This is a genomic window from Microcella alkaliphila (genome assembly GCF_004216855.1).
GTDB classification, from domain to species: Bacteria; Actinomycetota; Actinomycetes; order Actinomycetales; family Microbacteriaceae; genus Microcella; species Microcella alkaliphila.
Map to the genome: position 1 here is coordinate 97,203 of NZ_SGXT01000016.1, position 25,591 is coordinate 122,793.

Below are 25,591 nucleotides of genomic sequence, written 5' to 3' on the forward strand. Positions count from 1 at the left end.
GCACGAGAAATGGCCCGGGATGCACGGGTCCGCCTCCCGGCGAGCCACCGGCATAGACGACGGTCGTCACATGACGCGGGGTGCGTGCGGGAGGTGCGGGTGAGCGAGTGCTCGGAAGATGCGCAACGGTGGCGACGCCACTTACTGCGCGGGGTGCGTCACCACTGTAGCACCGAGCACATCCACGGCCAGCATGTGCGATTGCCAGGGCGTGGCGCGGTGCTTCTCGACGAGTTCGGCCGCTCGCAGCCGCTCGCCGGGGTCGGCACACACGACGAGAATGGAGGGGCCGGCGCCCGACACCACCGCCGCGAAACCGGCCTGACGCAGCACCTGGATGAGCGCGTCGGTCTCGGGCATCGCGGCCGCGCGATACGACTGGTGGAGGCGGTCTTCGGTCGCCGTGTGCAGCAGTTCGGGGCTCTGTATCAACGCGGCGATCAGGAGCGCCGATCGTGACACGTTGAAGATCGCGTCGGAGTGCGGCACCTGGGCCGGCTGCAGCGTGCGCGCCATCGCCGTGGACATGGTGGACGCTTCCGGAACGCACACGAGTGGTGACACGCCTCGGTGCACGGTCAGGCGCTTGTGCTGCGGTCCGCGCTCGCCCATCCACGCGATTGTGAGGCCGCCGAAGAGCGCGGGGGCCACGTTGTCGGGGTGACCTTCAAGTTCGGTGGCGCGAGCGAGCAGATCCTCCTCGTCGAGCTCGACGATTCCGTCGAGGAGGCCCTTGGCGGCCATCACGCCGCCCACGATCGCGGCGCCGGACGACCCCATGCCGCGGCCGTGCGGGATCGCATTGTGCGCGACAAGCCGAAGCCCCGGCATCGTGATGCCGGCGCGGTCGAACACGTGGGCGATCGATCGGACGACGAGGTTCGATTCGTCGGTTTCGACCGTGCCCTCCCCCACGCCGTGCACCTCAACGTGAGCGCCCGGCTCGGCGACGGCGGTCACCTCGAGCTCGTCGTACACGCTGAGCGCCAGCCCGAGCGTGTCGAAGCCCGGCCCGAGGTTTGCCGTGGTGGCGGGCACGCGAACGCTGACCCGCCGGCCGACGAGCCGCGGGTCGAGGGTCACACCGGTGCTTTCTCGAGGCCGAGCACCGAGGCAACCTCGACCGTGTCGACGGGAACGACCGTCGGCTGCACGTCGACGCCGTCAGGCCCGCGCAGGGCCCATTGGGGGTCCTTCAGTCCGTGACCCGTGACGGTGAGCACCACTGTGGAGCCCGCCGGAATGTGGCCGGCCTCCGCGCGCTCGAGCAGGCCGGCCACCGAAATGGCGCTGGCGGGCTCGACGAAGATGCCGACCTCTTGGCTCAGCATGCGGTGCGCGGCGAGAATTCCGGCGTCGTCGATGGCGCCGAAGTAGCCGTCGCTGTTGTCGCGGGCGGTGAGCGCAAGCTCCCACGAGGCCGGGTTACCGATCCGGATCGCGCTGGCGATCGTCTCGGGCTTCGTCACCGGCTCGCCGAGCACGATCGGGGCACTGCCCGCGGCCTGGAAGCCGAACATCCTCGGCAGCTTCGTCGTGACGCCCCGCGCCAACTCCTCGCTGTAACCGCGGTGGTAGGCGGTGTAGTTGCCGGCGTTGCCGACCGGCAAGATGTGGAAGTCGGGCGCATCGCCGAGCACCTCGACGACCTCGAATGCCGCGGTCTTCTGCCCTTCAATGCGATCGGGGTTGACCGAGTTGACGAGGTGCACGGGGTAGTTCTTCGCCAGATCGCGCGCGATGTCGAGGCAGTCGTCGAAGTTGCCTTCGATCTGGATGATCTGGGCTTTGTGCGCGACGGCCTGGCTGAGCTTGCCCATCGCGATCTTGCCCTCGGGCACGAGCACCGCGGCCGCAATCCCCGCGTGCGTGGCGTAGGCCGCAGCCGACGCCGAGGTGTTGCCCGTCGAGGCACAGATGACGGCCTTGGCGCCGTGTTCGACGGCCTTCGAAATCGCCATCGTCATGCCGCGGTCTTTGAAGGACCCCGTCGGATTCATCCCCTCGTACTTCACGTACACGCGCGTGCCGGTGCGCTCGGAGAGGTAGCGCGCCGGGATGAGGGGCGTGCCGCCCTCGCCGAGCGTGATGACGGGCGTCGCGTCGGAAACGTCGAGTCGGTCGGCGTACTCGTGCAGCACGCCCTTCCACTGGTGGGCCACTAAATTACAGTCCTTCTACTCGCAGCACGCTCGTCACAGAGTGGACGACGTCGTTGCCGGTCAGTGACGCCACGGTCGCGGCCAGGTCGGCCTCGGACGCCTCATGGGTGCCGATCACCAGGGTAGCGGCGGGCTGGTCGCCCGCGTACCCGGCTCCGGCGGGGATGACGGTCTGCTCAAGGGTCTCGACAGACACGCCGTGTTCTTGGAAGATGCCCGCGATCGCGGCGAGAACGCCGGCGCGGTCGGCCACCTCGAGGGTGATCTGGTAGCGGGTGGTCACGGCGCTGATCGGCAGCACGGGGAGGTTCGCGTGCTGGGACTCGGCTACGCCGGGGCCCCCGACGACGTGGCGGCGGGCGGCGGAGACGACATCACCGAGTACGGCGGATGCGGTCTGAATTCCGCCCGCTCCGGCTCCGTAGAACATCAACGGCCCGGCGGCCTCGGCCTCGACGAAGACGGCGTTGTTGGCGCCGTGGACGGCCGCGAGCGGGTGGTCAACGGGGACGAGGGCGGGATGCACGCGCGCCGAGACTCCCCCGTTCTCGCCGTCCACGCGGTCGCAGATTGCGAGCAACTTCACGACGTAGCCAGCCTTACGGGCGGCGACGACCTGCTCGTGGCTGATGCTCGTGATGCCCTCGCGGTGCACCGATTCGAGCGGCACGCGTGTGTGGAAGGCGAGGCTCGCGAGGATCGCCGCCTTCTGCGCCGCGTCGTAGCCCTCGATGTCGGCGGTCGGGTCGGCCTCGGCGTAGCCGAGCTCCGTGGCGGTGGCGAGCGCCTCCTCCAGGCTTTCGCCGACCGTGTCCATGCGGTCGAGGATGAAGTTCGTGGTGCCGTTGACAATGCCGAGGATGCGCGTGACCCGGTCACCGGCGAGCGAATCACGCAGCGGCCGAATGATCGGAATGGCGCCGCCGACGGCCGCCTCGTAGTAGAGCTGCGCGCCCACCTGGGCGGCCGCGTCGAACAGCTCGGGGCCGTGGGTCGCCAAGAGCGCCTTGTTCGCGGTGATGACGTCGGCGCCGGCATTCAGCGCCTTCAGAATGAGGGTGCGCGCGGGCTCCAGCCCACCCATGAGCTCAATGACCACGTCAGCGCCGACCACGAGCGATTCGGCGTCGGTGGTGAGCAGCTCGCGAGGGATCGCGGTGTCACGCAGTGCGTCGAGGTCGCGCACGGCGACACCGACGAGCTCGAGGCCCGCGCCGATGCGGGAGGACAGTTCGGGGCCGTGCGTGAGCAGCTGGTCGGCGACCTGGGAGCCGACGCTGCCGGCTCCGAGGACGGCGACGCGAAGGTTGCGGTACGAGATCACGAGTAGCGGGACCCTTCTGATCGGAGAACTTCGGTGGCTTCGGTGGCGCCGACGTCACGACGCAACAGTTCGGCGACGGACTCAGCCCGCACGATGAGGCGGGCCTCGCCCCGGGCAACGGCGACGACGGCCGGCCGGGTGAGGTAGTTGTAGCTGCTGGACAGCGAAAAGCAGTACGCCCCCGTGGCAGGCACGGCAACAAGGTCACCGCGGCGCACGTCGCCCGGCAGATAGTCGGCATCGACCACGATGTCTCCGCTCTCGCAGTGCTTGCCGGCGATGCGCACGAGTACGGGGTCGACGTCGGAGGCGCGCGACGCGAGCCGAACGGCGTAGTCAGCTCCGTACAGGGCGGGGCGGGCGTTGTCGCTCATGCCCCCGTCGACGCTGACGTAGCGGCGCACCGCGAGTTCACCCGCGTTGGTCAGCACCTCGACGTCTTTGATGGTGCCCACTTCGTAGAGGGTCACGCCCGCTGGCCCGATGATGCTGCGTCCTGGCTCAATCGCGATCGCGGGGACGGGTATTCGCAGCTCTGCGCAGACCTCCGCAATCGTGTCGACGAGCCGGCTCAGCAGTTCCTCGATGTTGGCCGGCTCGTCCGCGGTCGTGTAGGCGATGCCGAATCCGCCGCCGAGGTTCACCTGCGGAACGGGCCCGTGCTCGAGCAGCCGAGCGTGCATGCTGAGCAGTCGCCGAGCCGCCTCGAGGAAACCGTCGGCAACGAGAATCTGCGAGCCGATGTGTGAGTGCAGCCCGAGAAACTCGAGAACACCCGCGTGCTCGCGGATACGCGCGACCGCACTGTCTGCCTGCGTCAGCGGCACGCCGAACTTCTGGTCTTCGCGCGCGGTCGCCAGGTACTCGTGGGTGTGCGCGTGAACTCCCGAGTTGATGCGCAGGCGAACGGGCTGCACGCGGCCGTGGTGTCTCGCGACCTCGGCGACGCGGTCGATCTCCTCGACAGCGTCGATCACGATCGCCCCGACGCCGGCGCCGACCGCCTTCTCGAGCTCGCGGTCCGACTTGTTGTTGCCGTGCAGCCCGATGCGAGCCGGGTCGATGCCCCCGGCGAGCGCCACGGCGAGTTCGCCGCCGCTCGCCGTATCGATGTTGAGGCCTTCACCGGCCATCCACTGGGCAACGGCGGTCGAGAGAAACGCTTTACCCGCGTAGTAGACGACACCAGAGGTGCCGGCGCGGGCGGTGGCCGTCTCGAGAGCGCGACGGATCCGGCGGGCGCGCGCGCGAGCATCCGTCTCGTCGATCACGTAGAGAGGGGTGCCGTAGTCGGCGGCCAGCCGACTGGCGCGCACGCCGCCGATCTCGAGTTCTCCGCGTTCCCCGCCGCGCCGCGCACTCGCCGGCCACAGCTGCGGCGCCAGCGCATTGCCGTCGGCGGGGCGCTCGAGCCAGGCGGGGGCGAGCGGGTGGGCAGACACGAAGAACCTCAGGGGGGTCGATGCGGAGTGAGCGCGGTCTCACCGGGATCGCCGGGGCCGTCGCCTGAGTCTACCGAGCCTCGTATGCCGACTCGGCGCACCTCAGGGGCAGCTGCCGCGTTCGACGAGGTCGTCGCCGCCGAGCGCCACATTCTCGCCCGACACGATCACGACGAGTTCGCGGTCGAGAACGTCGACGCGCTGCTCGGTCAGCCCGACGGGGAGCGCCTCGGCGATGCAGATGTCGCGGGGAGCGAGCAGCGGGTCGACGATGGGGTCGATGAACCCGCCGAACTGGCCGCGCAGCTCGGCGAGTTCGACACGGGCACCGTTCAGGGCGAGGCTGGACGGCGCGAGCGACACGATGCCGCGCTCGATCGACGGCGCGACGCCGGCTGCCAGCTCGAAGCCGAGACCGAAGACGTCGAAGCCGGTCACGAGCACCACCTCGCCGTCGACCAACTGGATGTCGCGCACGACCGCCTGACCGAGCGCTCCGAGCAGGCGCGACACGTCGCTCTCGGCGATGCGGACGGTCGCCTCGACGCGGTCGCTCGGCTGGCGGGCGTCGAGCGCCACACCCTCCGCGATGAGCTCCACGTCGGCCCTGATGCTGCCTGCTTCCACCCCGGGAATCTCGGCGCGCACGCGGTCGAGGCGCCCCTGAGCGAGCTGCAGGAGAACGATCGGACCATCGACAGAGGCCGTGAGTGGGTCGTCGGCGTCGAGCGCAAAGGCTTGCCGAAGTTCTGCGTCGACGCGGTCGGCGACGATCGAGCGGGCGACGAGTTCGGCAGCAACGAGCAGCACACCGAGGACGACGACGGCGACCAGGCCGCCGATGAGGGCTTTCGCGCGCCGCGACACCGCGCTACATCCGCTCGGGGGCGGACACGCCGATCAGGTCAAGACCCGTGCGCAACACCTGGCCGGTGGCGTCGCTCAGGTGCAGGCGCGCCCGGTGGACGGACTCGATCGGGTCGTCACCCTGCGGCGTGACCCGGCAGGTGTCGTACCACCTGTGGTACGCCGCCGCGAGCTGCTCGAGGTAGCGGGCAACCCGGTGGGGTTCGCGCAGCTCTGCTGACTGTGCGACGACGCGCGGGAACTCCGCGAGCACCCCGATCAGCACGCTTTCGGTCTCGTCGGTCAGGGTCGCGGCGTCGAAGTCGACGCGCTCGACGCCCGACTGGGCGGCGTTGCGCGCGACCTGGTGGGTGCGAGCGTGGGCGTACTGCACGTAGAACACCGGGTTGTCGTTGCTGCGCTTCTGCAAGAGCTCGGGGTCGAGCGTCAGCGGCGAGTCGGCGGGGTAACGGGCGAGGGAGTACCGCAGGGCATCCGTGCCGAGCCATGCGCGCAGATCGTCGAGCTCGATGATGTTGCCCGCCCGCTTCGACAGGCGTGCACCGTTGATGGACACAAGCTGACCGATCAGCACCTCGATGTCGGTGTCGGGGTTGTCGCCCGCGGCTCCAGCGAGCGCCTTGAGACGATGCACGTAGCCGTGGTGGTCCGCGCCCAGCAGATAGATGCTCAGCCCGAACCCGCGATCCTTCTTCGACAGGTAGTAGGCAGCGTCGGCGGCGAAGTACGTGTAGACGCCGTTAGCGCGGCGAATCACGCGGTCCTTGTCGTCACCGAAGTCGGTCGTACGCACCCAGACGGCGCCATCCTCGTCAAAAACGTGACCCTGGGCGCGAAGCCGTTCGACAGCGGAATCGATCGGGCTCGCCTCCCCGCCGGGTCCTGCCGCGTGCAGGGTGCGCTCGCTGAACCACACGTCGAAGTGCACGTTGAACTGCGCAAGCGACGACTGAATTTCGCCGAGCTGCCAGCCGTAGGCGAGCTCGCGCGCGACGAGAACCGCCGCGTCGCGCGGCAGCGTCGCAAGGTCGGGACGCTCTGCGAGCGCCCGCACGCCCAGGTCGGCGATGTATTGCCCGGGGTACGCGTTCTCGGGCGCCGGCTCGCCGAGGGCCGCTGCCAGCACGGAAGCGCCGAACACGTCGAGCTGGGCTCCGGCGTCGTTGATGTAGAACTCGCTCGTGACTGTCGCGCCGGCAGCCGACAGCACCCGCGCGAGCGAGTCGCCGAGAGCCGCCCAGCGGGTGTGCCCGATGTGCAGCGGCCCGGTGGGGTTGGCCGACACGAACTCGAGGTTGATCGACTGGCTGGCGAGCGTCTCGCTCGTCCCGTAGCGCTCGCCCTGCTCGAGGATCGTCGAGACAAGCGAACCCGCCGCGGCGGCGTCGAGGCGAATGTTCAAGAAGCCGGGGCCGGCGATCTCGACCGACGCGATTCCGTCGACACCCGCGAGGCCCGCCTGCAGATCGGCGGCCAACTCGCGCGGGGACACCCCCACACGCTTCGCGAGCTTCAACGCGACGCTCGTCGCCCAGTCGCCGTGATCGCGATTGCGCGGCCGCTCGAGGGCAATGTCGTCGAGCGAAACGCCCGCCGCGTCGACCCCGCGTCGCTCGAGCGCCGAGGTGACGACGGCGAGCAAGGATTCGGCGAGCTGAGCGGGTTCCACGGTGGTCGATCCTATCGGGCGCGCCTTGGCCCACCGCGCCGCGATCGGGGCCAGAATGGGCGGCATGACGGGGGTCAGGGGGATGCACGTGGCTGCGGCCATCATCACGGTCGCGCTTATCGCGGGGTGCGCGGCGAGCGAGCCGGGGGATGCGCCGGAACCGAGTGCAAGCATCCCGCCGTCGGCGAGCCCGAGCGTCGCGCCGAGCGCCACACCCGACGCGGACGAGCCCGACGCGACGGCGATCCCCTCGCCGAGCCCGACCGCGACGAGCGGCCCTGCGCCGAGCCCGTCGCCGACGGCGACCTCCAGCCCGCTCGCGGGAATCCGGCTGCAGATCGCCTGCGACCAGCTGTTGACCCCGCAAGACGTCTACGACTACAACCCCAACGTCGGCGCCGACCCCGGCTACCGCGTGCGTGCCGGCAGCGGCCCCGCGCGCGCCGTCGAGCTCTCGGGAACCGCCTGCGGGTGGCTCAACCAGACCAGCACGCAGACGTACTCGATCGGGGTCGCCCGCTTCGACAGCGCGAACCTGCAGCGTGTGAGGTCCGCCGCTGCCTCAGCCGGGGGCACAACCCGCGGGCTCGGCATGGACGGCTACTACCGCACCGAGGCCGGCCTCGGCGTCGTCGAAGCCTTCACCGGGCCCTACTGGATCACCGCAGAGTCGGCCGCGTTCCTCGAACCCGCCGACGTCGCTCCCCTGCTCGACGCGATTCGCCGCAACCTGCCCTAGAGCGCAGCCGGGCCGCGCGCTGACCCGCTAGGCTGAACCACGCCTCCGTAGCTCAGGGGATAGAGCATCAGTTTCCGGTACTGAGGGCCGCAGGTTCGAATCCTGTCGGGGGCGCTGGCAATTATCCCTTCCCGCGGTTGGCGCGGCGCACCGGCTTCGGCGCCTTGCCGCCAAGGTACGAGCGCGCCGAGTCGACCACGAAGCCTTGGCGCAGGGTCTGGCGGCCGATCAGCATCCGAAAGCCCATCGCGTCGCGATTTGTCAGCGTGACCTCCGCGGTGATGTCGCGCTCGAGCATCCGAATCGTCATGAGCACCACGATGCGCTCCTCCGCGTGCCCCGACGACGAGCGCACGCGCCGCCGGTCGTGCACGGGCAGCTCGACCGTCACGGAGTCGTCGCGCGACTCTTGCCAGGGATGCACGTCGAAGCGCACCCAGTCGGCGCCGTCGCGGGTGAACTCCTCGCAGCGGAACACGTGCAGTGATGAGGTGCGGGCGCCGGTGTCGAGCTTCGCCTTGATCCACGGCACGGGCACCTCGGGCAAGCAAACCCACTCGCGCCACCCCGCCGGGATGCTTGAATGGGTCGCTCTGGCCACCTCGCCATCATGTCAGGACGGAACCGTGAAACTCGCCATCCTTTCCCGTGCGCCGCACGCCTACTCGACGCAGCGTCTGCGCGCCGCCGCGCTCGACCGCGGGCACCAGGTGAAGGTTCTGAACACGCTGAAGTTCGCGATCGATCTCTCGAGCGATGAACCCGACCTGCAGTTTCGGGGGAAGCCTTTGTCGAGCTACGACGCCGTGCTCCCCCGCATCGGCAGCTCCATCACGTACTTCGGCACGGCCGTCGTGCGGCAGTTCGAGCAGATGGACGTCTACACGCCGAACACCGCCAACGGCATCATGAACGCCCGCGACAAGCTGCGGGCGACGCAGATTCTGTCTCGACACAACATCGGGATGCCCGCCACCGCTTTCGTGCGCAACCGCGCGGACGTGCGCCCCGCGATCGAGCGAGTGGGTGGCGCCCCGGTCGTCATCAAGCTGCTGGAGGGCACCCAGGGGATCGGCGTGATTCTCGCCCCCCAGGTGAAGGTCGCCGAGGCGATCATCGAGACGCTGCACTCAACAAACCAGAACGTGCTGATTCAAAGCTTCATCTCAGAGAGTCGGGGCCGCGACATCCGAGCGCTCGTCATCGGCGACCGCGTAGTCGCGGCGATGCGTCGTACGGCGGCGGGCGACGAGTTCCGTTCCAACGTGCACCGCGGCGGCAGCGTCGAGGCCGTCGAGCTCAGCCCTGAGTATGAGCGCGCCGCCGTGCGCAGTGCCCAGATCATGGGACTGCGCGTCGCCGGCGTCGACATGCTCGAGGGCAACGATGGCCCTCTCGTGATGGAGGTCAATTCCTCGCCTGGACTCCAGGGAATCGAAGCGGCGACGAAGTTGGATGTCGCGGGCGCCATCATCGACTACATCTCGGGCGAGGTCGCCTTCCCCGACATCGACGTGCGCCAGCGGCTGAGCGTGTCGACGGGCTACGGCGTCGCCGAGCTGCACGTGCACGCGGGCGCCGACATCGTCGGCAAGAGCCTCGGCGACTCGGGCCTGCTCGAGCGCGACATCACGGTGCTCACGATCAATCGCGGGATCAGCGTGATCCCGAACCCGAAGCGCAGCCAGGTGCTCGAGGCCGAAGATCGACTGCTGTGTTTCGGCAAGATGGACGAGATGCGCTCGATGATTCCGACGCGCCGGCGCAGAGCAAAAGTGCGGCGCCTTCCGAAGCAAGCGCGCCTCGAGAACTAGCCCCGAGCATCCGCGTCGCGTCCGTTCAGTCGTCGCTGGCGTGCTGCTCGAGGAAGCGGTAGACCTCCTGGTCATCGACGCCGGGGAATGTTCCGCTCGGCAGCGGCGAGAGGATGTGCGCGTGCAGGCGGGCGCTCGTCCACACTTTGCCGCCCCAGCGGCCCGTTAACTCGTTGTCGGGCAGTGTGCAGCACGCGGGGTCGGGGCACGTCGACACCTGGCGCTGCGTCGTCTCGCGGCCGCGGAACCACTTCGCCTGGGCAAACGGCACGCCCACCGTGATCGAGAATTCGCTGCCTGTTCCGGTGCCGGTCTGCGTCGACTCCCAGAACGTGCCTTCGGGGGTGTCGGTGTACTGGTAGAACTCGGTCGTGCGGTTGGTGCGGGTGAAGGCGACGCGCGCACTCCACTTGCGGCAGACCGGCTGCCCTTCGGTGGAGCCGGTGACGTCGACGGGCAGCCGCAGCCCGTCGTTCTCGTACGCCTTGTAGACGGCGCCGTCATCGCCGACCCGCAGAAAGTGCAGCTGTAGGTCGAGGTGGCTCGTGGCGAGGTTCGTGAAGCGCAGCGCGGCCGCCTCGTGGGTGACGCCGAACGCGTCGCGGAAATCTTCGACCGCGATGTTGCGGTCGCTCTTGGCCTGCTGCAGGAAGGCGACCGACTGGGTGAGCGGCATGAGGCACGCCGCCGCGAAGTAGTTGATCTCGAGCCGCTGGTGCAAGAAGTCGGCGTATGTTTCGGGCACCTCGTGGCCGAGCATCCGGTGTGCCATCGCCTGCAGCGCCATCGAACGCAGACCGTGCCCGCCGGGGATCGAGGCCGGGGGCAAGTAGATGCGACCGTTTTCGAGGTCGGTGATGCTGCGCGCCGAGCGCGGCAGGTCATTCGCGTACACCAGCTCGAAGCCGAGCCGCTTCGCCATGAGGCCGACCTCGCGGTGGGTGATGGCGCCGCTCACATGCCCGGAGGAGCGCACGAGGTTTTCGGCGAGCTCTTCGAGGTCGGGCAGGTAGTTGTTCTTCTCGCGCATGCGGTGACGCAGCTCGGTGTTCGCGCGCCGCGCCTCCTCCGGGGTGGCGATGCTGCGCCGCTCTCGGTCGACCAGCTCGCGGTGCAGCCCGACGAGAGCTTCGAGCACGTCGTCGCCGAGGGTGCGTCCCGGTCGCACGGGCGGAAGCCCCAGCCGCGCGTACAGCGCCGAGCGCTGCAGCCGGTCAAGCTCAATCTCGAGGGCGGCCCGCGGCGACGGCGGCGTCTCGTCGAGCAGATCGGGAACGGTGACACCGAGGGCCTTCGCGATCTCGCCGAGAAGCGTGACGCGCGGCTCGCGTCGCCCGTTCTCGATGAGGGACAGCTGACTCGCGGCCGTGCCCACCTGTTCACCGACCTGATCGAGCGTGAGGCCGGCTTCCTGTCGGAAATGCCGGATGCGCTGCCCCAGCGTCACAAGATCACCCATGCACTTCACTCTAGCGAAAGAAACGCGATTCTTTCCACGTGATCTGCCTCAAATGGCGCCCGGATATCGGCAAAAGTGGAAACACGCCACGACAGGCCGCCCGATCCGGCACGAACGCACCGAAGGAGACGCTCCCATGACGCTGCTCGACCGCCCGCGCACGACGGCCCCGCACCGCACGCCCGACGCTCGCCCAGAGATCACGACCGCAGCGAACTCCCCGTCGAGCGCGCCCGTCGTGCTGGAGGCCGACCGGCCGGCCGACGTCGTCGCCTTCGTCGAGCGGATTGCGCGCCTCACCACCCCGGACCAGATCTACTGGGTCGACGGCAGCACCCGCGAGCGGCACGCACTGCTGCAGCAGCTCGTCGCCGCCGGCACCCTCACTCAGCTGAACCCCGACATCCGTCCCTACTCATTCCTCGCGCGCTCCGACGAGCGCGACGTCGCACGGGTCGAGGAGCGCACCTTCATCTGCTCCGAGCGAGAAGAGGATGCCGGCCCCACCAACAACTGGATGGCACCCGAGCAGATGCGCGCTGAGCTCGAGCCGCTGTTTACGGGCAGCATGCGCGGCCGCACCCTCTACGTCGTGCCGTTCGCGATGGGGCCGATCGGGTCATCGATGACACGCTACGGCGTGCAGCTCACTGACTCGCCCTACGTCGTGGTCTCGATGGGCACCATGACCCGCATGGGCTCGGCAGCGCTCGCTCAGATCGCCCGCGGCCAGTCCTGGGTTCCCGCCGTGCACTCCGTCGGCGCCCCGCTCAACAACGGCCAGAAGGACGTGCCGTGGCCCTGCAACGAGACGAAGTACATCGCGCACTTCCCGAAAGAACGCGAAATTTGGTCGTACGGCTCGGCCTACGGCGGCAACGCCATCCTCGCGAAGAAGGCTTTTGCCCTGCGCATTGCCTCGGTGATGGCCCGCGACGAGGGCTGGCTCGCGGAGCACATGCTGCTCATCAAGGTGACGTCGCCCGCGGGGAAGAAATACCACATGGCTGCGGCGTTCCCGAGTGCGTGCGGCAAGACGAACCTCGCGATGCTCACCCCGACCACTCCGGGCTGGACGGTAGAGACGATCGGCGACGACATCGCCTGGCTGCACATCGGGAAGGACGGTCGCCTGCGCGCCATCAACCCCGAGGCCGGCTTCTTCGGCGTCGCCCCCGGCACCGGAATCTCCACCAACCGCACAGCCGTCGACACCCTCTGGGGCAACACGATCTTCACGAACGTGGCGCTTCGCGAGGACGGCGACGTCTGGTGGGAGGGACTGACGGACACGCCCCCGGCGCGTCTCATCGACTGGCGCGGAGAAGAGTGGACGCCCGATTCTGGTCGCCCCGCCGCGCATCCGAACTCTCGTTTCACCGTGGCCGCTCACCAGGCGCCGTCCATCGCGGACACCTGGGACGACCCGGAGGGCGTCGTCATCGACGCCATCATCTTCGGCGGCCGCCGACGTGCTCTCGCGCCCTTGGTGGTAGAGGCGCGCGACTGGGATCACGGTGTCTTCATGGGCGCCACGATCTCGTCAGAGCAGACGGCGGCCGCCGAGGGCACAGTCGGGCAGCTGCGCCGCGACCCGTTCGCGATGCTGCCGTTTGCCGGTTACAACATGGCCGACTACTTCGCCCACTGGCTCGACTTCGGTAAGCGCCTGCGCCGCTCGGCCCGGGTGCCGCGCGTGTTCCAGGTGAACTGGTTCCGCAAGAGCCCCGAAGGAAAGTTCCTGTGGCCCGGATTCGGCGAGAACGGCCGCGTCATCGAGTGGATGGTCGCCCGCCTCGAGAGTGAGGCGTGCATCGACGAGACCCCGCTCGGCGGCATCCCCCGTCAGGGCGAGCTCAACGTTGCGGGGCTCGACCTTCCCGAAGAGGACCTCACTGAGCTGTTCCGGATGGACACCGACGAGCTTGAGGCCGAGGCCGACGACGTGGAGCACTTCTTCCAGACTTTCGGCGACAAGTTGCCCGCCGAGCTGCGACACCAACTGAGCCACCTGCGCTCGCGGGTGCGTGCCCAGCGCGAGGCGGAGGCGGGCACCGCGTAGCCGGCACACACACAGCACACGGGGGCGGCCCGTCGCGAAGTTCGCGGCGGGCCGCCCCCAACGTTTCGCATCGCCCGTTCGTCTGACACGGTGAGAGCAACACTCACGCGACACGCACGGTGGAGGGAGGCGAGTGGCGCGCACGGCGGGCTGGGAGGCCGTTCTCACCGAGCTCGTTGCCCTGCGGGGCGACGCGCTCACGCGGTATGCCGTCATGCTGTGCGGAAACCGAGACGACGCGGCCGACCTCGTGCAGACCGCGCTGGAGAAGACCTTCGGCCGGCTACGCAATGGCTTCGACGTCGAGACGGCGGAAAGCTACGTGCGCAAAGCGATCGCGAGCGCGTACGTCGATGCGGGACGCAGGGCGACCCGTTTTCGACAGCGAGCGCACCTGCTCGTCACCGACGACGCGGTTCCCGCGGCCGGCGGCGCGAGCGACGAGCGGCTCGACATGCGCGGTCACCTCGACCGGCTGAGCCCTCGCGAACGCGCCTGCGTCGTGCATCGCTACTACGGCGATCTCATGGTGGACGACATCGCCCGCACCCTCGGCATCAGCTCGGGAGCCGTCAAGCGCTACTTGAGCGACGGCCTCGCGAAGCTCGCTGCTGCTCTCGACGACGCTCGAAGGGAGCTGCCCCATGTCTGACCACGAACGAATCGAACGGATGCTGCGCGCCGACGCGCAGGACGCCTCCGGCCCCGGAATCCCGCTCGATGCGGCCGCGATCGCGCGCGGCGCGCGTCGCCGCCGACTGCCCGCCCAGCTGGGGCTGGGCGCGGCCGCGGTCGCGTTCGTCGCCGGGTTCGGCGGCGTCGCGATCGCCGGGATGCCCGGCCTCGTTGGCGGCGCAGGCGAGTTCTCGGCGAGCGAGAGTGTCCGCGACGACGACACCTCCGACGGCGCGGCAGAGCCGTTTGCCAGCCCCGACGGCGGAGACGAGGTGGACCGGGACCTCGGCGGGGCCGACGGCGAGACCGTGTGGGACGTCGCGCGCTGCGGCGAGCCCCTCCCCCCGGAGGGACACTCCGGCGACGATCGGCTCCGTCTCGAGCTCGCTCCGCTCGACGGGAGTTCAGCCAGAGACGGCGAACTGACCGTCACCGGCACCCTCACCAACGTCTCCTCCGAACGCCTCGAGCTTCTGACCGCCACGCACCTCGTCGTTGGGCTCGCCCGCGACGGCGAGGTGATCTGGTCGACGGTCGGGATGGAGGCCGCCGCGCTCGTGCCGACGCTCGACCCCGGCGAGTCGCTCGAGTACACGGGGGCGCTCGAACTCGTCGACTGCGGTGGCACCGACCCGGAGGCGAGCATCCGCGGTGGATCCCCGCTCCCAGGCCCGGGCGCGTACGAGGTTGTGGCCGCGCTCGACGTGCGGCAGACCGACGACGGCGAGCCGATGAGCGATCCGGTCGTCGTGATCTCGCCGCGAGCATCCCTGGTTCTTCCCTAGAGACGGGCGAATCCTCGACGCGCGGGCGCGCGCGGTGGAAGAATCGCTTCCGCCGCCCGCGCGACGACGGTGCGCGCGCCAGGACCCTCACGAAAGGCCCCCCCATGACGAAGCAGTCCATCTTCGGTCGCATCGCGCAGCTCGCGAAGGCGAACATCAACGCCCTGATCGACCAGGCCGAAGACCCGCAAAAGATGCTCGACCAGATGGTGCGGGACTACACCGCGAGCATCCAGGAGGCGGAGGCGGCGATCGCGCAGACGATCGGCAACCTGCGACTGCTCGAGCAGGATTACGCCGAAGACGTCGCGACGGCGCAGGACTGGGGCCGTAAGGCGGTCGCGGCGAGCGCGAAGGCCGACGAGTTCCGCGCTGCGGGTAACGCGGCCGACGCCGACAAGTTCGACAATCTCGCGAAGGTTGCGCTCGGCAAGCAGCTGGCGAGCGAGAATCAGGCCCGCGCCGCCCAGCCGACGATCCAGTCGCAGACGGCCGTCGTCGAGCAGCTGAAGAGCGGCCTCGAGGGCATGAAGATGAAGCTCGAGCAGCTGCGCGGCAAGCGCGACGAGCTCGTGGCGCGCGCAAAAATCGCCGAAGCGCAGTCGCGGGTCATGGACGCCGTGCAGTCGATCGACATCATGGACCCGACGAGCGAGCTGGGCCGTTTCGAAGAGAAAATCCGCCGCGAGGAGGCGCGAGTGCTCGGCCGCCAAGAGCTCGCCGCATCGACGCTCGATGCGCAGTTCGAGGCTCTCGAGGACGTCAGCACCCAGACCGAGATTGAGGCGCGGCTGGCAGCGCTGAAGGCGGGCGGCGGTCCCGCGCAGCTCACCGACGGTCAGTGACGGCGGGCGGAGCGACGGCAGGCGTCCCGGGCGCTCGACCGCTGCGGCTCGTCGGCGTCGACGCGGCCCGCGGGCTCGCGATCGTCGGAATGATCGCGGCGCACGTCATTCCGCGCACGACGGACGCCGAACTGGTGGTCGACGGTCGGCCGTCGATCCTGTTCGCCGTGCTGGCCGGCCTCTCTCTCGGCCTGCTCGCCCCCACCCGCGCGGCCGAGCACCCCGAGAGAACCGGGGTGATCCGGGGACGCGCGCGGGCGTCGCTCGGTGTTCGCGCGCTGCTGCTCATGCTGCTTGGCCTCTGGCTCTGGACACTGCCGACGAACATCGCCATCATCCTGGACGCCTACGGGCTGATGTTCCTGCTGATGGTGCCGCTGTTGTTCGCGAACCGCACGGTGCTCGCGATCGTGGGCGCGGCGCTGTTGGCGATCGGCCCGCTGCTCGTGAGCCTGACCGACTCGCTGCCGCCGTACGTGCTCTACTCGGCGACGAGCCCGGTCGACCGGGCGCTCGACCTCGCCCAGAACCCCGCGTCGGTTCTCGCTGACGCCTTCCTCACCGGCTACTACCCCGCCCTGCTGTGGGTTCCGCTGCTCTGCGCCGGTCTCATCGCCCAGCGCAGCGACCTGTCGTCGACCCTGACCCGACTCGTCATGGTGACCGCGGGGCTCACCGCCGCCCTCGCCGGCTACGGCGCCGGCCTGCTCATCCCCGGGGTCAGCGCCGAGGCACACTCCGTGACCCCCGCAGAACTGGTCGGCTCGGGCGGACTCGCCGTCGCGATCATCGGCGCGGCCCTGCTTTTGCTCGACACCGGCGGCCGCGTCGCCGCGCTCGCGCGGGTGGCGCTCGCTCCGCTCACGGCGATCGGGCGCATGCCGTTGACGATCTACACCCTGCACGTGCTCGTCATCGCGCTCGTTGTGGGCGTGGCCGGCATCGGCCCCGCCGGCGCGTACGAGAGCCCGGCCGGCTGGTGGATGCTCGGCGTCCTTCTCGTCGGAAGCGCCGCTCTCGCGCTTATCGCCGAGCGGCTCGGACGGCGCGGCCCGCTCGAATACGCGCTCGCGCAGGTCGGGATGCTCGTGGCCGGCTCCGCCGCTCGGCGCGCGTCAGTGCCAGACTGAGCGGATGATGCGTCGCTTCACGGTCGTTCCGCAGTGGCAGGGGTCGGGTGCCGCGCGCGCCATGCGCCTGCAGCAGGGTGCAGAGGCGATCGCGGCCGACCTGCCGGGTCGCGCGACCGACATCGTGGAGGTGCCACTCGAAGCCGGAGACGCGGAGGGAACGGGCATCCACCGATTCAGTTCGATTCGGCTCACCCGTGAACGCACCGAGAAGTCCCTCGCAGGGCTCGAAGACGGCGAGGTTGCCATCGTGATCGGCGGCGACTGCGGCGTCGAATTCGCCGGGGTGGAACGGGCGGCCCGCCGCGGTCGCGTCGTGTTGCTGTGGGCTGACGCCCACGCCGACCTGAACACCGCCGAGACGAGCCCGAGCGGCGCCTACCACGGCATGGTGCTGCGCGACATGATCGATTCGGGGCTCGTCGCTTCCGCGGACGTCGTCATGCTCGGCGTGCGCGCGCTGGACGACGCGGAGGCGGAAGCGGCCGAGCGCCTCGGCGTCGACACCGCGACGGCCAACGCGGTCGGCGCCGCCATCGCCGCGCGCGCGGGCGACGACGCGGTGCTGTACGTACACATCGACCTTGACGTGCTCGATCCGTCGATCATGGCGAGTGTGGGCTTTGCCGAGCCGTTCGGGTTGAGCCTCGACGAGCTGCTCGGCGCGGTGCGTGACGCTCGCGCGGCCCTTCCGCTCGGCGGAGCCGGCGTCACCGAGTACGCGCCCGCGGCCGACGCCGACCCCGAGCTGCTCGCCGACGAGTCCGCGACGATCCTGCGCGTCATCGCCGCGCTCAGCGCCGACTGACAATGAATGCGCGTTCGGACATCGTGCCCGCTGAGCGAATGCCACAGGAATCGGCGTCCGGCGCATCCCGATCACTAGCCTGCTGCCATGTCTGAACCCCGCGTCACCGTCGACCGCGACGGCCACCTGCTGCTCATCGGCCTGAACCGCCCCGAGAAGATGAACGCCGCCGACCATCGGCTGCTCAGCGAGCTCGCCCTCGCGTACGGCGAACTCGACCGCGACCCCGAGCTGCGCGTGGGCGTCGTCTACGCCCACGGGGAGCACTTCACCTCAGGGCTCGACCTCGCCGACATCGCCCCGCGCATCGGGGCGAGCGGCCTCGACATGGTTCCCGAAGGCGGTATTCACCCGTGGGGCATGGACGGCACCCGGGTCTCGAAGCCCGTCGTGCTCGCCGTGCAGGGCACCTGCCTGACCCTCGGCATCGAGTTGGCGCTCGCGAGCGACATCGTCGTCGCCGCCTCCGACACCGTGTTCGCGCAGCTGGAAGTGGCCCGCGCGATCCTGCCGTTCGGCGGCGCGACGACCCGCTTCGCCGCTCAGGCCGGCTGGGGCAACGCCATGCGCTGGATGCTCACGGGCGACCGCTTCGACGCGCACGAGGCGCACCGCATCGGCATCGTGCAGGAGGTCGTCGAACCGGGCACGCAGCTCGAGCGGGCCACGGCGATTGCCCAGACCATCGCCGCCCAGGCACCACTCGCCGTGCAGGCGACCCTCGCCAACGCCCGCCTCGCCGTCGCGGAGGGCGAGACCGCCGCCGCGACCCGCCTTCCCAGCGACCTCGTCCGCCTGATGCAGACAGAAGACGCCCGCATCGGCGTGGAAGCCTTCATGACCCGGTCCACGCCCCAGTTCATCGGGCGCTGACTCTGAGCGCCATGTGACCGCCCGCCGAACGGAGACCCCATGAGCAGCGACGACCAGTACGACGTCATCGTGATCGGCGCCGGCGCCGTGGGCGAGAATCTCGCCGATCGCACCGTGCAGGGCGGTCTTCGCACCCTGCTGATCGAGCACGAGTTGGTGGGCGGCGAGTGCTCGTACTGGGCCTGCATGCCGTCGAAGGCGCTCCTGCGCTCGGCCGCCGCGCTCAACGCCGCCCGCGCGGTCGGCGGGGCGGCCGAGGCCATCTCCGGTGACCGCGTCGACGTCGCCGCTGTGCTCGCCCGCCGCGACTCCTTCGCCGCACACTGGGACGACAGCGGCCAGGTGCGCTGGGTCGAGCAGGCCGGCATCGACCTCGCGCGCGGGCACGCCCGGCTCGACGGCGCGCGCACGGTCGTGATTACCGACGCCGAGGGCGCGACGCGGCGGGTGACCGCCCGGCACGCCGTTGCGGTGTGCACGGGAAGCGGGGCGAGCATCCCGCCGATCGAGGGCCTCGTCGAGGCGGAGCCGTGGACGAGCCGCGAGGTGACGAGCGCGAAAGAGGTGCCCGGCTCGCTCGCCATCATCGGTGGCGGCGTCGTGGCCGTCGAAATGGCCACCGCATACACCGCTCTCGGATGCTCGGTGACGGTTATCGCGCGCGGTCGCCTTCTCGCCGCGCTCGAAGACTTTGCCGGCGATGCGGTCGCTCAGCGCCTGCAAGAGTCAGGCGCGCGGGTGCTGACGCACACAGGGACCACCCGGGTCGAGCGCGACGCTACGGGACGCGTCCGCATGTCGCTCGCAGGCTGCGACACCATCGAGGCCGACGAGGTGGTGGTCGCCACCGGCCGGACGCCGCGCACCGCAGACGTCGGGGTCGACACTCTCGGGCTCGACCACCTCACCCCCGGCGACGCGCTCCCCGTCGACGACACGATGCTCGTGACCGGCACCGACTGGCTGTACGCGGCCGGTGACGCCACCATGCGGGCGCCGCTGACCCACCAGGGCAAGTACCAGGCTCGCGCGGCCGGTGACGCGATTTCCGCCCGCGCGGCGGGGCGGCCCATCGACGACGCTCCCTGGGGAACGCACGTGGCGACCGCCGACCATCGTGCCGTGCCGCAGGTGTGCTTCTCGAGCCCCGAAGTGGCAAGCGTCGGACTGACGGCAGACCAGGCCGCCGAAGCGGGCATCCCCACCCGCGTCGTCGACTACGCGCTCGGACGCGTCGCCGGCGTCTCGGTGCACCGCGACGGTGCGGAGGGTCAGGCCCGGCTCGTGGTCGACGCCGAGCGCGATGTCATCGTCGGCTTCACGGTCGTCGGCGACGAGGTCGCCGAACTGTTGCACGCCGCCACCGTCACGATCGTCGGCGAAGTGCCGATTGCGCGGCTGTGGCATGCCGTGCCCGCGTATCCGACGGCCAGCGAAGTCTGGCTGCGCCTCCTCGAGGCGCTCGGCAGACCCTCCTGACCACCCCCTGTCGAATTCCGGCAAGCGGGAGTAGACAATTCCTGCCAGTATGGGGCGCATGGACGTGGTCTAGATGAGCCGTACCGCCGTCATCACGGGGGCAAGCGCCGGCATCGGCGCTGAGGCGGCGCGCGAACTCGTCCGACGCGGCTGGCAGGTCGCGGTCGCCGGCCGTCACCCCGAACGCACCGCCCATGTCGCGGCCGAGATCGGCGCCGTCCCGTTCGTCGCCGACTTTGATCGCCTCGACGACGTGCGCGCCCTCGCCGACGCACTCCAGGGTCGCTTCGGACGCATCGACGTGCTCGTCAACAACGCGGGCGGTCTCGTGCCGCAGCGCGCGCTCACCGTCGACGGTCACGAGACAACGCTCCAGCGCAACCTGCTCGCAAGCGCCCTCCTCACCACCCTCCTCCTTCCGCGCCTCACCGAGAGCCGGGCCCGCATCGTGCACACCTCGAGCGTCATGAATCGCCTCGGTGGCCTGCGCATCGACGACCTCGACTTCGACCGCCGCCCCTACAAGGGCGGGTGGAAGCCCTACGCCGCCGCGAAACTCGGCGTCATTCTGTACGCGCGCGCCCTGGCCGCGCGCACGGGACTCGAGAACGTGGCCGTGCATCCCGGATACGTGCGGAGCGGGTTCGGTGCCGGGTCGTCGAGCGCGCGAGTCGTTCAATCGCTGACCGCGCCCCTGCAGATCAGCGTCGAGGCCGGTGCCGCGCCAGTCGTACACCTGGTCGACACTCCCGAACTGGGCGTGCCCAACGGCACCTACTTCGACGGTCTGACACCCTGGGGGGCCACCCACCGCTCGGCCACCGACACGCGGCTCGGCGATGAGCTGTTCGCGGCGGTCGAAGATCGGTTCGGCAGCAGAATTCGCACCGGAGACACCGCATGACCCAGCCCGCGCGCCCCCGTGCCCGCGTTCGCCTTGCCCCATCGATTCGCGCCGCGGCGCTGACCGTCGCGGCTCTTCTCGCGCTGGCCGGATGCGCGGGGCCCGATCCGAATACCCTTCCGTCATCGCCGGATGCGCCCGCCTCGGCCTCGCCGACCCCCGACGCCGATTCCGGCATCGACCCGGGCGACGGCGACACGGACGACGTCGTCGCCTTGCCGGGCTGCGACGAGATCTACTCCCCCGAGCTCACCGCAGAACTCACCGACGAGGGGCGTGAGTCACTCGGCGACACGGCCGCGGCGGGTGCCGGTGGCTGGGGCAGCGGCGATTCCGTGATCGTCGCCCTCCTCCAGGGTGCGATGGAGCGAGTCAGCTGCAGCTGGATCCTGCCGTTCAGCGAGAGCGGGTCGACGACCACGATCATCCGCATCGACGACGCAACGGCCGACTTCGTTGCCGAGCACCTGACCGACACGGCGGGGTTCACCGGGTCCTCGGCACTCGGCGGGCAGCTCTACACGCTCGTGGTCGACGGCGACTTCCCGTACAGCGAGGCGCACCTCATCGTTGACGGCCTCCTCGTCGCGACGGAGGCCTTCGGCGGCGATGCCGAACCGCTCACCCTCGACGCGGGCGCGCAGCTCAGCGCGCCGTAGCGGCAGCTCGCCCCGGCGCTCAGTCGAGCACGGGGGTCGACGGAAGCCGTAGCCGCCGTTCCAGTTGCGCGGCCACCGCCAGCAGCGTTGCCTCACCGCCCGGCCGGCCGATGAGCTGCACGCCCATGGGCATGCCGGGTCGATCGCTGAGTTCGCCGTCCGATTCGCGGCTCAGCCCCATCGGGATCGTGATGGCGGGAAGCCCCGCGACGTTGATCATGCTCGTCCACGGGGTGTACTGCACCTGCTGCGCGAAGTTGCGCTCCGCATCCCCCGCGTCGTACCAGCCGAGCGGGCGCGGAGTCAGCGCGAGTGCCGGCGTCATCACGACATCGACGCTCGAAAACCGCGCGATCAGCCGCCGTTCGAAGCCCGAGAGCCACGACAGCGCCGCCGTGAGACGGGCGACCGGCAACTCGCGTCCTCGGGCGACCAGCCAGGCCGTGAGCGGTTCGAGCAGCGCGAGCTCGGCGTCGCTCTCGGCCGGGATTCCGGCGGCCGCTGCCATCCAGACGATCCGAAACGCGTCGGGGTAGCCGGCCCAGTCGTCGCTCGGCCCCAGGTCGATGTCGTCGACACCGTGGCCCATGTCGTCGAGGTGGCGGATGGCCCGGTCGAGGGCGTGGCGCGCTTCAGGCGCGATTGTCAGCTCATAGTCGAGCTGCCAGGGACTCTCGGTCAGCACGCCCACCTGGACACGCCCCTCGCCGCGGACCGCGTGGGCGAGGAACGGTCCCTCCGCCGCGGGGCCAGCGGCGCGCGTCGCGAATGGCCAGGGGCTGGCGCTGACGAGCGCGTCGAGCAACAGCGCCGCGTCGGCGACGGTACGGGCGAGAGGGCCCGCGACCACGAGTCCGGCGAGCGATGCGAGCCCGCTGCCCGCGGGCACCCTGCCCCGAGAGGGCTTGAGCCCCACGATGCCGCACGCCGCAGCGGGGATGCGGATGCTGCCTCCGCCGTCGGAGCCCGGAGCGAACGGCACGAGGCCGGCAGCAACCGCGGCGGCCGCCCCGCCGCTCGACCCACCAGCACCCCTGTCGAGGGCGTGCGGCGTGCGCGCGGGCGGCGCGACGCGCGACTCGGTGTACGACGGCAGCCCGAACTCGGGCGCCGCGCTCGCCCCGAGGCTGATCGCCCCGGCCTCATCGAGGTGCCGGGCGAGTTCGTCAGAGGCCTCGGGCACGTTGTCGGCGAACAGGCGCGAGCCGTAGGTGGTGCGCTGCCCGGCCCTGGCCGTGAGTTCCTTGTCGACGAGCGGCAATCCGAACAGCGGCGCGGCGGTGCTGACGGTCTCCGTGAGGCGTGCCGCGGCGTCACGCGCCCGGCCGCCCGCGACCACGGTCAACGCCCCGACCTCGGGGTTCAGCCTCTCGATGCGCGCCAGATAGTGCTCAACGAGGTCCCCGGGCGTGACCTCGCCGGATCGGATGAGACTCCACTGCTCGAGGGCGGTCAACTCGTGCAGTGCGGTCACCGTGTCAGCCTACGGCGGTGCGCCGTATCGATTCGGCAACGAAGAGGATGCAAAGGGCCGCGCCCCGGGGAATCGTGCCTATTCCGTTCTGCTCACGCTGATACATTCGCGCCATGGTGACCGCTTTCTGCCATCGCCGCGCTTCCCGCCTCGTCGCCGCCCTTACCGGGGGTCTTCTCGCCGTCGGTCTGGGCGCGTGCGCCGCCGAGCCCATCGAGGCCCCCGAGCCGATCGCCGCACCGACCACGGCGCCGGAGCCGGAACCCGCGACCGAGCCGGAACCCGAGCCCGAACCGGAGCCCGAACTCGTCTTCGCGATGCCCACCGACTGCACCGAGATCTTGCCGACCGCGCGAGTGGCGTCACTCGAGGCGCAGAACCTGCAACTGCTGGGCGGCCCTGGCAGCATCTACGGCGACGACTTCTTCTTCGACGAGACTCCCGAGCAGCTCGTCGGCGGCATCAGCTGCGTGTGGGGGCAGGAGGGTGTCGATCTCTCGACCATCCTGCTGAGCGTTGCTCCGCTGAACGCCGCGACCCGGGCGCAGACGATCGACGACCTGATCGCACAAGGGTACATCGCGTACGACCGCGACGACTCCTCGCTCGCCTACGGCCTCATCGGCGATGCGGGAGGGCCGCCCGCGATCTACAACCTGATCACGAACGATGCGTGGTTCTCGATGTTGAACTCGCTCGGCGGGCGGGCCGGCTTCGACGAGTCGATTCTGCTGACCGAAGAGCTGCGCGGGGTTGCCTACGGCGCCCTCGAGTAGCGCGAGGGTCCAGTCAGCGCCGCACGTCGGCGCCCCATCATCGGCGCGCCCTGCCAACTCATCCTATTTTTGGTACATTTGTTCCAGAATTGAGGAGAGGGTGCCATGGGGTACATTTATCTGGCCGGCGCGATCGTCGCTGAGGTCATCGCCACGAGCTTCCTGAAGCTCACGAGCGGCGAGCGGGTCGTCTGGTGGGCCTTCCCCATCGTGGTCGTCGGCTACATCGCCGCTTTCACGATGCTGTCGGCGTCGCTCGGTCGCGGCGTGCCCCTCGGCACGGCCTACGGCATCTGGGCGGGTATGGGCGTCGCGCTCGTCGCCGGCGTCAGTTGGCTCGTCTTCGGCGAGACGCTCACCATCGGTCAGCTCATCGGCATCGCCCTGATCATCGCCGGCGTCGCCCTCGTCGAGCTGACGGGCGACCACGACGCGTCCGTGGCCAGCGGGCTCAGTGCGCCGGCGACCCTCCCGAAGGCATGAGCCCGAGTGCACGCCGGGATGACAGCCCCCGGTTGACCGCCAAGGGCCGCGCGCGCCGAGACGCCCTGCTGGACGCCGCGCTCACGGTCATCGAGCGTGACGGCCCGGCTGCCCTCACCCACCGTGCGGTGGCGGCCGAGGCGGGGCTGCCCACGTCGGCGGCAACGTACTACTTCGCGGACATCGACGACCTGCTCGTGTCGGTTCTTCGGCGGAGCATCGCGGACTATGACGCAACCGTGGGCCCGCTCGATGCGCTCGACGTCGACGCCGCGGCCGCGACGATCCGCCAGTATGCGATCGACGAGCGCTCGACCGCGGTCGCCCACTACGAACTGCTGCTGCTCGCCACCCGGCGGCCCGCACTTCGCCCCGACGCCGAACACTGGTACACCCTGCTCGAGCGGGACCTGGCCACGGCACTGCCGGAGGACGCACAGGATCGCGCCACGCGCATCAGCACGGCGGCGCTCGCACTCGACGGACTGATCCTGCGGATGCTGTGGCGTGGCGAACCGCACACGCCCGCCGACGTGCGCGCGGCGGTCGCCGCGGCGCTTGCCCCGCTCAGCGACGACGACGCAATGACTTCTGCATGAGCACGATGCCGAGCCACCGGTCGAACTTGAAGCCGACGCGGCCCATCGACCCGGTCTGAGTGAAGCCGAACGACTCGTGCAGGCGAATCGAGCCCTCGGCGCCTTGGTCAGCGATGACGGCGACCACCTCGCGCACCCCGGCGTCGGCGGCGCGCTCGAGTAGCTCGCCGAGCATGGCCTTGCCCAGCCCTCGACCGGTGGCGGCGGGCGCGAGGTAGATCGAGTTCTCGACCGTGTAGCGGTAGGCGGCCTTCTCTTTCCAGGGGTACACGTACGCGAACCCGAGTAGCTGACCGCGGGGCGATTCGGCGACGAGGAACGGGTACCCCAGCTTCTGCAGATGCGCGAACTTCTGCTTCAGCCCCTTCAGCGTCCACGGCTGCTCGTCGAACGTGACGGTCGAGTTCGCGACGTAGTGGTTGTAGATCTCGCGCACCGCGGGCAGGTCGGCGGTCACCGCGTCGCGCAGGGTGAAACTGAACTCCGGTTCTGGCTCGGGGGCAGGCTTCAGGTGACGCGGCAAGCGCCGACGCTGCTGGTATTCCTCCTCAAGCATGGAATCA

The 25,591-nt window shown here is 70.0% G+C and carries 25 protein-coding genes and 1 tRNA gene; 16 read left to right on the forward strand and 10 right to left on the reverse strand.

Annotated elements, in window-relative coordinates:
* Positions 1–141: 141 nt before the first annotated feature.
* From thrB to EV140_RS09190, 6 genes are all read right to left on the reverse strand, one after another.
* Entirely contained in the window at positions 142–1,083 is a 942-nt protein-coding gene (thrB, locus tag EV140_RS09165; RefSeq protein ID WP_130283217.1) for a homoserine kinase, read from the reverse strand.
* Complete coding sequence (gene thrC / locus EV140_RS09170; protein ID WP_096422082.1) at positions 1,080–2,162, reverse strand: threonine synthase; 1,083 nt, start codon at positions 2,160–2,162, stop codon at positions 1,080–1,082. The genes thrB and thrC overlap by 4 nt, the downstream gene beginning before the upstream one ends.
* 4 nt (positions 2,163–2,166) lie before the next feature.
* Entirely contained in the window at positions 2,167–3,486 is a 1,320-nt protein-coding gene (locus tag EV140_RS09175) for a homoserine dehydrogenase (protein WP_130283219.1), read from the reverse strand.
* A complete protein-coding gene (gene lysA / locus EV140_RS09180) occupies positions 3,483–4,928 on the reverse strand; it encodes a diaminopimelate decarboxylase (protein ID WP_130283221.1) in 1,446 nt (481 codons plus the stop codon). Before lysA ends, EV140_RS09175 begins: the two co-directional genes overlap by 4 nt.
* A 102-nt stretch (positions 4,929–5,030) precedes the next feature.
* A complete protein-coding gene (locus tag EV140_RS09185; RefSeq protein ID WP_130283223.1) occupies positions 5,031–5,795 on the reverse strand; it encodes an LmeA family phospholipid-binding protein in 765 nt (254 codons plus the stop codon).
* A gap of 4 nt (positions 5,796–5,799) precedes the next feature.
* Positions 5,800–7,464: an arginine--tRNA ligase gene (locus EV140_RS09190; RefSeq protein WP_130283225.1), complete on the reverse strand. Its 1,665-nt coding sequence runs from the start codon at positions 7,462–7,464 to the stop codon at positions 5,800–5,802.
* A gap of 64 nt (positions 7,465–7,528) precedes the next feature.
* Here EV140_RS09190 and EV140_RS09195 point away from each other — a divergent pair, with 64 nt between their 5' ends.
* Together EV140_RS09195 and EV140_RS09200 are read left to right on the forward strand one after the other, a co-directional pair.
* Positions 7,529–8,203, forward strand: coding sequence for a hypothetical protein (locus EV140_RS09195; protein ID WP_130283227.1), 675 nt, complete (start codon positions 7,529–7,531; stop codon positions 8,201–8,203).
* Between the two features lie 41 nt (positions 8,204–8,244).
* Positions 8,245–8,317: transfer RNA gene (locus EV140_RS09200), tRNA-Arg, on the forward strand.
* Positions 8,318–8,324: 7 nt separating this feature from the next.
* Here EV140_RS09200 and EV140_RS09205 read toward each other — a convergent pair.
* Positions 8,325–8,804, reverse strand: a complete 480-nt coding sequence (locus tag EV140_RS09205; RefSeq protein ID WP_130283229.1) for an ATP-dependent zinc protease family protein — start codon at positions 8,802–8,804, stop codon at positions 8,325–8,327.
* A 25-nt stretch (positions 8,805–8,829) separates the two neighbouring features.
* Here EV140_RS09205 and EV140_RS09210 point away from each other — a divergent pair, with 25 nt between their 5' ends.
* Positions 8,830–10,017, forward strand: a complete 1,188-nt coding sequence (locus tag EV140_RS09210; RefSeq protein ID WP_130283231.1) for a RimK family alpha-L-glutamate ligase — start codon at positions 8,830–8,832, stop codon at positions 10,015–10,017.
* Positions 10,018–10,042: 25 nt separating this feature from the next.
* Here the strand turns inward: EV140_RS09210 and EV140_RS09215 are convergent, their stop codons facing one another.
* Positions 10,043–11,476: a helix-turn-helix domain-containing protein gene (locus EV140_RS09215; protein ID WP_096422096.1), complete on the reverse strand. Its 1,434-nt coding sequence runs from the start codon at positions 11,474–11,476 to the stop codon at positions 10,043–10,045.
* Positions 11,477–11,612: 136 nt separating this feature from the next.
* On the opposite strand from EV140_RS09215, the gene EV140_RS09220 reads away from it, so the two are divergent.
* The 10 genes from EV140_RS09220 to EV140_RS09265 all read left to right on the forward strand — a co-directional run bounded on the left by EV140_RS09220 (position 11,613) and on the right by EV140_RS09265 (position 21,696).
* Positions 11,613–13,538, forward strand: coding sequence for a phosphoenolpyruvate carboxykinase (GTP) (locus EV140_RS09220; RefSeq protein ID WP_130283234.1), 1,926 nt, complete (start codon positions 11,613–11,615; stop codon positions 13,536–13,538).
* Positions 13,539–13,671: 133 nt separating this feature from the next.
* Positions 13,672–14,190 (forward strand): sigma-70 family RNA polymerase sigma factor, encoded by a 519-nt coding sequence (locus EV140_RS09225; protein ID WP_241971402.1) that lies wholly within the window; start codon positions 13,672–13,674, stop codon positions 14,188–14,190.
* The gene (locus EV140_RS09230) at positions 14,183–14,998 is read left to right on the forward strand and encodes a hypothetical protein (protein ID WP_130283236.1); all 816 of its coding nucleotides are present in this window, start codon (positions 14,183–14,185) and stop codon (positions 14,996–14,998) included. The genes EV140_RS09225 and EV140_RS09230 overlap by 8 nt, the downstream gene beginning before the upstream one ends.
* Positions 14,999–15,102: 104 nt before the next feature.
* Positions 15,103–15,843, forward strand: coding sequence for a PspA/IM30 family protein (locus tag EV140_RS09235; protein WP_096422102.1), 741 nt, complete (start codon positions 15,103–15,105; stop codon positions 15,841–15,843).
* Complete coding sequence (locus EV140_RS09240; protein WP_130283238.1) at positions 15,840–16,973, forward strand: DUF418 domain-containing protein; 1,134 nt, start codon at positions 15,840–15,842, stop codon at positions 16,971–16,973. The genes EV140_RS09235 and EV140_RS09240 overlap by 4 nt, the downstream gene beginning before the upstream one ends.
* A gap of 4 nt (positions 16,974–16,977) precedes the next feature.
* On the forward strand, positions 16,978–17,781 hold the full coding sequence (locus EV140_RS09245) for an arginase family protein (RefSeq protein WP_130283240.1): 804 nt from the start codon (positions 16,978–16,980) through the stop codon (positions 17,779–17,781).
* Positions 17,782–17,868: 87 nt separating this feature from the next.
* Positions 17,869–18,654: a crotonase/enoyl-CoA hydratase family protein gene (locus EV140_RS09250; RefSeq protein WP_130283242.1), complete on the forward strand. Its 786-nt coding sequence runs from the start codon at positions 17,869–17,871 to the stop codon at positions 18,652–18,654.
* 39 nt (positions 18,655–18,693) lie between these two features.
* Complete coding sequence (locus EV140_RS09255) at positions 18,694–20,133, forward strand: dihydrolipoyl dehydrogenase family protein (RefSeq protein ID WP_130283244.1); 1,440 nt, start codon at positions 18,694–18,696, stop codon at positions 20,131–20,133.
* Positions 20,134–20,206: 73 nt separating this feature from the next.
* Positions 20,207–21,037 carry an SDR family NAD(P)-dependent oxidoreductase gene (locus EV140_RS09260; RefSeq protein WP_130283246.1) on the forward strand — a complete coding sequence of 277 codons (831 nt, stop codon included), beginning with the start codon at positions 20,207–20,209 and terminating at the stop codon, positions 21,035–21,037.
* Positions 21,034–21,696: a hypothetical protein gene (locus tag EV140_RS09265; RefSeq protein WP_130283248.1), complete on the forward strand. Its 663-nt coding sequence runs from the start codon at positions 21,034–21,036 to the stop codon at positions 21,694–21,696. Before EV140_RS09260 ends, EV140_RS09265 begins: the two co-directional genes overlap by 4 nt.
* 19 nt (positions 21,697–21,715) lie before the next feature.
* Here EV140_RS09265 and EV140_RS09270 read toward each other — a convergent pair whose 3' ends face one another.
* Positions 21,716–23,170 carry an amidase gene (locus tag EV140_RS09270; protein WP_130283250.1) on the reverse strand — a complete coding sequence of 485 codons (1,455 nt, stop codon included), beginning with the start codon at positions 23,168–23,170 and terminating at the stop codon, positions 21,716–21,718.
* A 113-nt stretch (positions 23,171–23,283) separates the two neighbouring features.
* Here EV140_RS09270 and EV140_RS09275 point away from each other — a divergent pair, with 113 nt between their 5' ends.
* From EV140_RS09275 to EV140_RS09285, 3 genes are all read left to right on the forward strand, one after another.
* Positions 23,284–23,946, forward strand: coding sequence for a hypothetical protein (locus EV140_RS09275; protein WP_130283252.1), 663 nt, complete (start codon positions 23,284–23,286; stop codon positions 23,944–23,946).
* 105 nt (positions 23,947–24,051) lie between these two features.
* A complete protein-coding gene (locus tag EV140_RS09280; RefSeq protein ID WP_130283254.1) occupies positions 24,052–24,429 on the forward strand; it encodes a DMT family transporter in 378 nt (125 codons plus the stop codon).
* Positions 24,426–25,028, forward strand: coding sequence for a TetR/AcrR family transcriptional regulator (locus EV140_RS09285; protein WP_130283256.1), 603 nt, complete (start codon positions 24,426–24,428; stop codon positions 25,026–25,028). The genes EV140_RS09280 and EV140_RS09285 overlap by 4 nt, the downstream gene beginning before the upstream one ends.
* Here the strand turns inward: EV140_RS09285 and EV140_RS09290 are convergent.
* The gene (locus tag EV140_RS09290) at positions 24,997–25,584 is read right to left on the reverse strand and encodes a GNAT family N-acetyltransferase (protein ID WP_096422124.1); all 588 of its coding nucleotides are present in this window, start codon (positions 25,582–25,584) and stop codon (positions 24,997–24,999) included. The two genes, EV140_RS09285 and EV140_RS09290, sit on opposite strands and share 32 nt — an antisense overlap.
* Between the last annotated feature and the right edge of the window lie 7 nt (positions 25,585–25,591).

Bases quoted from the DNA above. Each gene is read 5' to 3' on its own strand.
- EV140_RS09230 (WP_130283236.1), top strand. From the start codon at position 14,183: ATGTCTGACCACGAACGAATCGAACGGATGCTGCGCGCCGACGCGCAG.
- EV140_RS09245 (WP_130283240.1), top strand. From the start codon at position 16,978: ATGATGCGTCGCTTCACGGTCGTTCCGCAGTGGCAGGGGTCGGGTGCC.
- EV140_RS09265 (WP_130283248.1), top strand. From the start codon at position 21,034: ATGACCCAGCCCGCGCGCCCCCGTGCCCGCGTTCGCCTTGCCCCATCG.
- EV140_RS09220 (WP_130283234.1), top strand. From the start codon at position 11,613: ATGACGCTGCTCGACCGCCCGCGCACGACGGCCCCGCACCGCACGCCC.
- EV140_RS09250 (WP_130283242.1), top strand. From the start codon at position 17,869: ATGTCTGAACCCCGCGTCACCGTCGACCGCGACGGCCACCTGCTGCTC.
- EV140_RS09195 (WP_130283227.1), top strand. From the start codon at position 7,529: ATGACGGGGGTCAGGGGGATGCACGTGGCTGCGGCCATCATCACGGTC.
- EV140_RS09215 (WP_096422096.1), bottom strand. From the start codon at position 11,476: ATGGGTGATCTTGTGACGCTGGGGCAGCGCATCCGGCATTTCCGACAG.
- EV140_RS09260 (WP_130283246.1), top strand. From the start codon at position 20,207: ATGAGCCGTACCGCCGTCATCACGGGGGCAAGCGCCGGCATCGGCGCT.
- EV140_RS09290 (WP_096422124.1), bottom strand. From the start codon at position 25,584: ATGCTTGAGGAGGAATACCAGCAGCGTCGGCGCTTGCCGCGTCACCTG.
- EV140_RS09255 (WP_130283244.1), top strand. From the start codon at position 18,694: ATGAGCAGCGACGACCAGTACGACGTCATCGTGATCGGCGCCGGCGCC.
- EV140_RS09275 (WP_130283252.1), top strand. From the start codon at position 23,284: ATGGTGACCGCTTTCTGCCATCGCCGCGCTTCCCGCCTCGTCGCCGCC.
- EV140_RS09285 (WP_130283256.1), top strand. From the start codon at position 24,426: ATGAGCCCGAGTGCACGCCGGGATGACAGCCCCCGGTTGACCGCCAAG.
- EV140_RS09235 (WP_096422102.1), top strand. From the start codon at position 15,103: ATGACGAAGCAGTCCATCTTCGGTCGCATCGCGCAGCTCGCGAAGGCG.
- EV140_RS09280 (WP_130283254.1), top strand. From the start codon at position 24,052: ATGGGGTACATTTATCTGGCCGGCGCGATCGTCGCTGAGGTCATCGCC.